At 69.6% G+C, this 6,560-nt stretch carries 6 protein-coding genes and 1 pseudogene; 4 read left to right on the plus strand and 3 right to left on the minus strand.

From position 1 onward, the window contains the following. The coding region (locus FV228_RS17300; protein WP_147855761.1) for a flippase-like domain-containing protein at positions 1 to 958 on the minus strand (958 nt) is incomplete at its 3' end. A 210-nt stretch (positions 959 to 1,168) separates the two neighbouring features. Between FV228_RS17300 and FV228_RS17305 the strand changes: the two genes are divergently transcribed. Further along, positions 1,169 to 2,344, plus strand: a complete 1,176-nt coding sequence (locus FV228_RS17305) for an amidinotransferase (RefSeq protein ID WP_147855762.1) — start codon at positions 1,169 to 1,171, stop codon at positions 2,342 to 2,344. 262 nt (positions 2,345 to 2,606) lie between these two features. Here the strand turns inward: FV228_RS17305 and FV228_RS17310 are convergent, their stop codons facing one another. Beyond that, entirely contained in the window at positions 2,607 to 3,620 is a 1,014-nt protein-coding gene (locus FV228_RS17310) for an alpha/beta hydrolase (RefSeq protein ID WP_147855763.1), read from the minus strand. 189 nt (positions 3,621 to 3,809) lie between these two features. Here FV228_RS17310 and FV228_RS17315 point away from each other — a divergent pair, with 189 nt between their 5' ends. Then, positions 3,810 to 4,295 (plus strand): hypothetical protein, encoded by a 486-nt coding sequence (locus tag FV228_RS17315; RefSeq protein ID WP_147855764.1) that lies wholly within the window; start codon positions 3,810 to 3,812, stop codon positions 4,293 to 4,295. 10 nt (positions 4,296 to 4,305) lie between these two features. Beyond that, positions 4,306 to 5,160: a 3-deoxy-8-phosphooctulonate synthase gene (kdsA, locus tag FV228_RS17320; protein WP_147855765.1), complete on the plus strand. Its 855-nt coding sequence runs from the start codon at positions 4,306 to 4,308 to the stop codon at positions 5,158 to 5,160. Positions 5,161 to 5,166: 6 nt separating this feature from the next. On the opposite strand, the gene FV228_RS17325 is transcribed toward kdsA, so the two are convergent. Further along, positions 5,167 to 5,835: a class I SAM-dependent methyltransferase gene (locus tag FV228_RS17325; RefSeq protein ID WP_147855766.1), complete on the minus strand. Its 669-nt coding sequence runs from the start codon at positions 5,833 to 5,835 to the stop codon at positions 5,167 to 5,169. 536 nt (positions 5,836 to 6,371) lie between these two features. Between FV228_RS17325 and FV228_RS17330 the strand changes: the two are divergent. Then, positions 6,372 to 6,560, plus strand: a pseudogene (locus tag FV228_RS17330) (hypothetical protein); the annotation flags it as partial.

Here is a 6,560-nt window from a genome sequence, read left to right on the forward strand (position 1 = left end):
TCTCGGCCGCGAGCTTGGCCTCGATCCGGTGCCACAGCAGCAGGCCCGGCACGCCGACGCCGAGATCGGCGAAGCGCTTGACCAGCGACAGGGCCAGGGCCGCCTCGGCCGGAATGTTGAACAGGCCGCAGAGCGCGATCAGGCCGCCCTCCTGGGCGCCGAGCGCGCCCGGCACCGCGAAGGCCGCACCGCGGACCGCCTGGGCCAGGCTCTCGATCACCAGCGCCTGGGCGAAGTCGACCGGGTAGCCCATGAAATGCAGGCAGATGTAGACTTCGAGGGTCCCGATGACCCAGCCCACGAGGTGGATCGCCAGCGCCGCGACGAAGCGGCCATGGTTGCCGTACATCCGGCGCAGGCTGTCGTAGAGCTGGTCGATGGCACCGAACGCGCGCCATTCACGGCCGGAGGCGAAGCGGGTCATCAGGCCCTGGATGATCCGGTGCCCGGCACGCCGCTGGATGAGGTAGAAGGCGCCCAGCGCCGGCACAGCGACGGCCAGGCCACCCGCCACTGTCCGGGCGATCGGCCCGTCGCCCGCGATCAGGACCAGCAGGCCGAGGCCGATCACCGTGAACAGGAGCTGGGTCAGCGCCTGCGTCATCAGGTCCACGAACATGCTGGCACCGGCCATGGCGCCGGGGACGCCGCGCTTGGACATCAGCCGCGCGCCGACGAAGTCGCCGCCCACCGTCGCCACCGGCAGCAGCGTGTTAATTCCCTCACGCACGAACCGCAGCGCCACGCAGTCGCCGAGCCGGGCCACGCTCGCGGGGAACACGACGTGCCAGCCGAGCCCCGCCCAGGCGACGGCCGCCAGGCGGGCCACCACCACCAGGGCGGCACCCCAGCCGGCACTCATGACGGCGGCCGACACGTCCTCCAGGCCGGAGGACATGAACAGGCCGACGACCGTGCAGAGACCGGCGATCGAGGCCAAGGTCGTCAGGCGCTTCATAATGGTCTTTCAAGCTCGCAAATGGCTTGATGCGGGAAATCGGTCACGGTCGCGGCAGAAATAGGTCCGGGCGGCCAAGAACGTTTCTGCCACGTTGCAGCACGGATTACCGGTGTCTATCACCCGTTTGACACACCGGGGGCCAAAGCGGTGGCCGGGCCGAGGAGCCCGCGCAGAAGACCGCGGCACGTCGCAGAAGGGGCACACGTCATGGAGCGCGAATCACCGATCACGGCCGTAGAGGCCGTGAGCGACGACACGCATGCCGGCGGCCTCCGGGGCGGAATGGAGCCCGGCGTCCCGGCGCCTCACTCCCCGGTCATGGCCTGGAACGAGTGGGACCCGCTGGAGGAGGTGATCGTCGGATCCCTCGACGGCGCCACCATCCCGACCCATCACCTCACGGTGATCTTCAACCTGCCGCGGGCGGCCCAGCCGTTCTACCGCTTCGCCAGCGGCTGGAAATACCCCAAGTTCATGAAGAAGCTGGCGCAGCAGGAGCTCGACAACTTCATCAAGATCCTCGCCGGAGAGGGCGTCAAGATCCGCCGCCCGGACGCTGTGGACTTCTCCCGCAAATTCAAGGCGCCGCGCTGGACCTCCCGGGGCTTCTGCGTCGCCTGCCCGCGCGACCCGTACCTGGTCATCGGCGACGAGATCATCGAGAGCCCGATGTGCTGGCGCTCGCGCTACTTCGAGGGCGACGCCTACCGGTCGCTGTTCAAGGAGTATTTCCGCGCCGGCGCCCGTTGGACCTCGGCCCCGCGCCCGCAGCTGACCGACGACCTCTACAACTACGATTACCGGGTGCCGAACCTGAAGGCCGGCGAGCCCATGCAATTCACGGTCAACGAGTTCGAGCCGGTCTTCGACGCCGCCGACTTCGTCCGCTGCGGCCGCGACCTGTTCGTGACCCGCTCGAACGTCACCAACCTGATGGGCATCGAGTGGCTGCGCCGCCATCTCGGCCCGGGCTTCCGCATCCACGAGATCGAGAGCCGCTGCCCGCAGCCGATGCACATCGACTCGTCGTTCATGCCGCTCGCACCCGGCAAGGTGCTGGTGAACCCGGACTACATCGACGTCGAGAAGCTGCCGGCCGTGCTCAAGAAGTGGGACGTGCTGATCGCCCCGCGCCCCGACCCGGTCGAGGGCTTCATGAGCAAGATCTCGATGTGCTCGCCCTGGACCTCGATCAACGTCCTGGCGATCACCGAGAAGAAGATCGTCGTGGACCAGAGCCAGCCGACCCTGATCAAGGCGCTCAAGGATTGGGGCTTCGACCCGATCCCGGCGCCGTTCCTCAGCTATGGCCCGTTCGGCGGCTCGTTCCACTGCGCCACCCTCGACGTCCGCCGCCGCGGCGTGCTGAAGTCGTACTTTTAGGCTTCTAGGACCTGCGTGACGGCGCCCAAGTCCGCCCGCAGAGTTATACCACCTCGTCATTCCGGGGCGCCGCAGGCGAGCCCGGAATCCAGATCCGCCGATGGCACAAGATCTTGATCCGTCGGCGTTTATGGATCCCGGGCTCCGCTTCGCAGCCCCGGGATGACAAGGCGGGTGCTCAAGCGCCGGTGCAACACTGAAAGTCTCGCAAGAACAACACGACCCGAATTGTTCGCGCGGCTTTACGGTGTCGCCCGCGCAGTCACGGCGCCGAGATCCCCGCGATCAATGCCGTGTTGAACCCCTCGGGATCCGACATCTGCGGCGCGTGGCCCAGCACCGGAAATTCCACGAGCTTGGCCCCCGGGATCGCCTTGGCGGCCGCCTTGCCCAGCTCCGGGTAGTTCCCGAGCGAAGCCCGCAGCTCCGGCGGGGCGAGGTCCTTGCCGATCGCCGTGTTGTCCTTCTGGCCGATCATCAACAAGGTCGGCACCGCGATCTGCGGCAGGCGGTAGACCACCGGCTGGGTCAGGATCATGTCGTAGAGGAGCGCCGAGTCCCAGGCGACCGCCTCCTTGCCCGGGCCGGCGTTCAGCCCAGCCAGCATCGTCACCCAGGGCTCGTAGCGCGGCTCCCACTGGCCGGCGTAGTAGGTCGCGGTCTCGTACGCGCGGATCGACGCCGCCGAGACCTTCAGTTCGCGCTGGTACCATTGCTCCACCGAGACCGGGGGGACGCCCTTGGCGCTCCAATCCTCCAGCCCGATCGGGTTGACCAGCACCAGCTGCGCCACGTCCTTCGGGTAGAGCAGGGCGTAATGCGCGGCCAGCATGCCGCCGGTGGAATGGCCGACCAGGATCGGTCGCGCGACCCCGAGCTTGTCGAGGAGGGCGTGGGTGTTCTCGGCGAGCTGTCGGAAGGTGAACTGGTAGGCGGCCGGCTTGCTCGACTTGCAGAACCCGATCTGGTCCGGGGCGATCACCCGGTAGCCGGCCTCGGTCAGAGCCCGGATCTGGCTCTCCCAAGTCGCCGCGCAGAAGTTCTTGCCGTGGAGCAGCACCGCGGTGCGCCCGTTCGGCGTCGCGGGCCGCACGTCGAGATAGGCCATCTGCACGGGCTGGCGCTGCGACGTGAGGGTGAAGCGCTCGACCGGGAAGGGGTACTCGAACCCTTCGAGTTCGGGCCCGTAGGCCGGCTCGGCCGCAGCAGCGCTCGGAAGCGGGAGGGCCGGGATAGCCACGACCAGGAGGGTGAGGGCGAGGACGGATCTGAGCATGGGCTGCCGGAAGCTTGAGCGGCGAGGGGCGTTGCGCCGTCCGCTCAGATCGGGCGGGCAGGACGCCCTGTCTACAGGATACCCTGTCCGACTGGCGGGGACGCGCATCTTCGCCGCCGCGCCGACCCGCGCTATCTGTCTCGCGTCCCGCCGGTCCGTGGCCCGGAGCCCCACAAGGAATTTCCGACGATGCGCTTCCCCGCCGTGGCCGTCCTCATCGGCGCCCTGGTCCTCGCCGCGGTGCCGGCCCGGGCCGCGGATGCCTGCGACGCGCTCGCCGCCAAGGTGATCCGGATCACGGGCGCCTCGCTCGCCGGCCGGGAGGGACCCTACGCGGTGTTCCGGGCCCAGGATGCCGAGCGGATGAGCCTCGATTGCCGGGCGCCGGCCCGGATCACGATCGCCTCCCGCGAGCGGGAGCCCGCAATCGCGTACTTCGTCCTGGTCGGGCTGGCCGCCCGGGCGCTCACCGGCGCGGAGCCGCAGGCGGTCGAGGTGCTGGCGCTCAACCTGCACCAGGACAGCCTGCTGGCCGACGCGCCGCGACGGGGGGGCACCGGCCAGGCGCTGATGCTGTGCGAGACCGGCCCCCGGACGGATGGGCTCCGGGACGACCTCACGGTCTGCCGGGTCGCACCCCGGGCCGGGGTTTCGCGAATCCGCCGCGCGGGGTAGAGCGCAGCCCATGTCGACACACGCAACACCCGGTCCCGTCGTCCAGGTCGGCGCGGCGCGCTTCGGAAACCACCTGCCGCTGACCCTGATCGCCGGCCCCTGCCAGCTCGAAGGGCGCAATCACGCCCTGGAAATCGCCGCAGCGCTCAAGGAGATGGCCGCGGACCTAGGGATCGGCCTCGTGTTCAAGACCTCGTTCGACAAGGCCAACCGGACCTCCGGGAGCGCCGCGCGGGGCATCGGCCTCGAAGGCGCCCTGCCGGTCTTCGCCGAGATCCGCGAATCCTTGAGCCTGCCGGTTCTGACCGACGTGCACGCCGCCGAGCATTGCGCGCCGGCCGCCGAGGCGGTGGACGTGCTCCAGATCCCGGCCTTCCTGTGTCGCCAGACCGACCTCCTCTTGGCGGCCGCCGCCACCGGCCGGGCGGTCAACATCAAGAAGGGGCAGTTCCTGGCCCCCTGGGACATGAAGCACGTCGCCGCCAAGGTGACGGAGGCCGGCAACCCCAACGTCATCGTCACCGAGCGCGGCGCCTCGTTCGGCTACAACACCCTCGTCTCGGATATGCGCAGCCTGCCGATCATGGCGCAGGTGACCCACGGCGCGCCAGTGGTGTTCGACGCCACCCATTCGGTGCAGCAGCCGGGCGGGCAGGGCGCCAGCTCCGGTGGCCAGCGCGAATTCGTCGCCGTGCTGGCCCGGGCCGCCGTGGCGGTCGGCGTCGCGGGGGTGTTCATCGAGACCCACCCGGATCCGGACCGGGCCCCCTCGGACGGCCCCAACATGGTCGCCCTGCGCGACCTGCCGGCTTTGCTCGAAGAGCTGATCGCCTTCGATCGGCTGGCCAAGCGCCGCTACGCCTGATCCCGGTCAGGCCGGCTGGAGCACGTGGATGCGCAGGGGCTGGACCAGGGAGTAGCGCCCGTCGGCCTCGCGCTCGGCCGCGCCCCGGAACGCCGCCTCCACGATCGGCCGCCGGGCTCGGATCGTTGCCTCCCGGGCGGGATCGACCGCGCTGACCCGCGCCAGGAAACCGTCCAGGTCGGCGAAGCTCTCGCGCCGTGCCAGGGTCACGTCCTGACGGCACAGGAAGGCACCACCCGACAGGGCCACCGCGATGGCCTCCTGCGCGGCGGCGCGGACCGCCGTCTCGTCCTCGATCGGCCGCAGGGCGTCGAAGAAGCTGCCCTCGGCCAGGGGCTCCACCACCACCAGGGTCCCGCCCGGCACCACGATCCGGGCCGCCTCGCGCAGGGCGGCGGCGGGGTCGGGCACGTGGTGCAGGGCGTTGAACATCACGGCGCCGTCGAAATGCGCGTCAGGGAACGGCAGGGCCTCGGCCGAGGCGGCCTCGAACCGCGCGGCCGGCACGGCCTCCCGGGCCTTGCCCAGGGCCGCCTCGCCCGGGTCGACGCCCGTCACCGAGGCGCCGTCCTCCGTGAGCCGTTTCGCCAGGGTCCCGGGCCCACACCCGATGTCGAGGATGCGCTTGCCGGCGAGCGGCGCGAAGGTATCGCGGATCAGCGTGAGGGCATCCATGGGGTCGGCTCTCCGGAACCGCGCCGGTCGCGGCGCAAGCGTAGGTAAGCAGTTTCCACCTGGAACGGGATGCACGAGCCGGCGTCATACCGGCTGAGATTGCGTTGGACTGGTCTTTCCCGTCCGCGCCGTCATTTTGAGACGAGGGCGCGCAGCGGAGACCTCTAGGGAGCCCTCCGGCCAGCCATGCGATCGCTGAGGGCTCGCTCGGTCACGCCTCAGGACGAGGGTGAGATCGGGATCTCCGTCCGCCTGAGCCGGCGTAAGACGGGAACCGGGCGGTCGGACAGCGCCGCCCCCACCCTCGGCGCAACAGCCGCAGGTTTAGACCCACTGCGATGCGGAAAGTATTCACAAGACCAGCGGCGGGCGTTTGCGAATGCCCGGGCGACCGGCAGTGATTCTATCGTATGGGTCGGAGATGAACCGTCGTTCAGGCGATCATGGTTATCAAAATCCGCATACGAAAACTCGGAACCGTTCGTTGTGCAGCCACGTTAGTGGGCATGTTCGATCACGGATCGAGAAGGAACGTCATGCGCAAGATCGGTATCATCGCCACCGCCGCCGCCCTGGCCCTCGGCAGCGTCGCCGCCACGACCGGCGCCGAGGCCCGTCCGTACGGTTTCCACGGCGGATACGGGCATGGCTATGGTCACGGCTACGGTTACCGCGGCGGACGTCGCGGCATCGGAACCGGCGCCGCCATCGGCCTCGGCATTGCC

Source organism: Methylobacterium sp. WL18, from assembly GCF_008040015.1.
GTDB lineage: Bacteria > Pseudomonadota > Alphaproteobacteria > Rhizobiales > Beijerinckiaceae > Methylobacterium > Methylobacterium mesophilicum.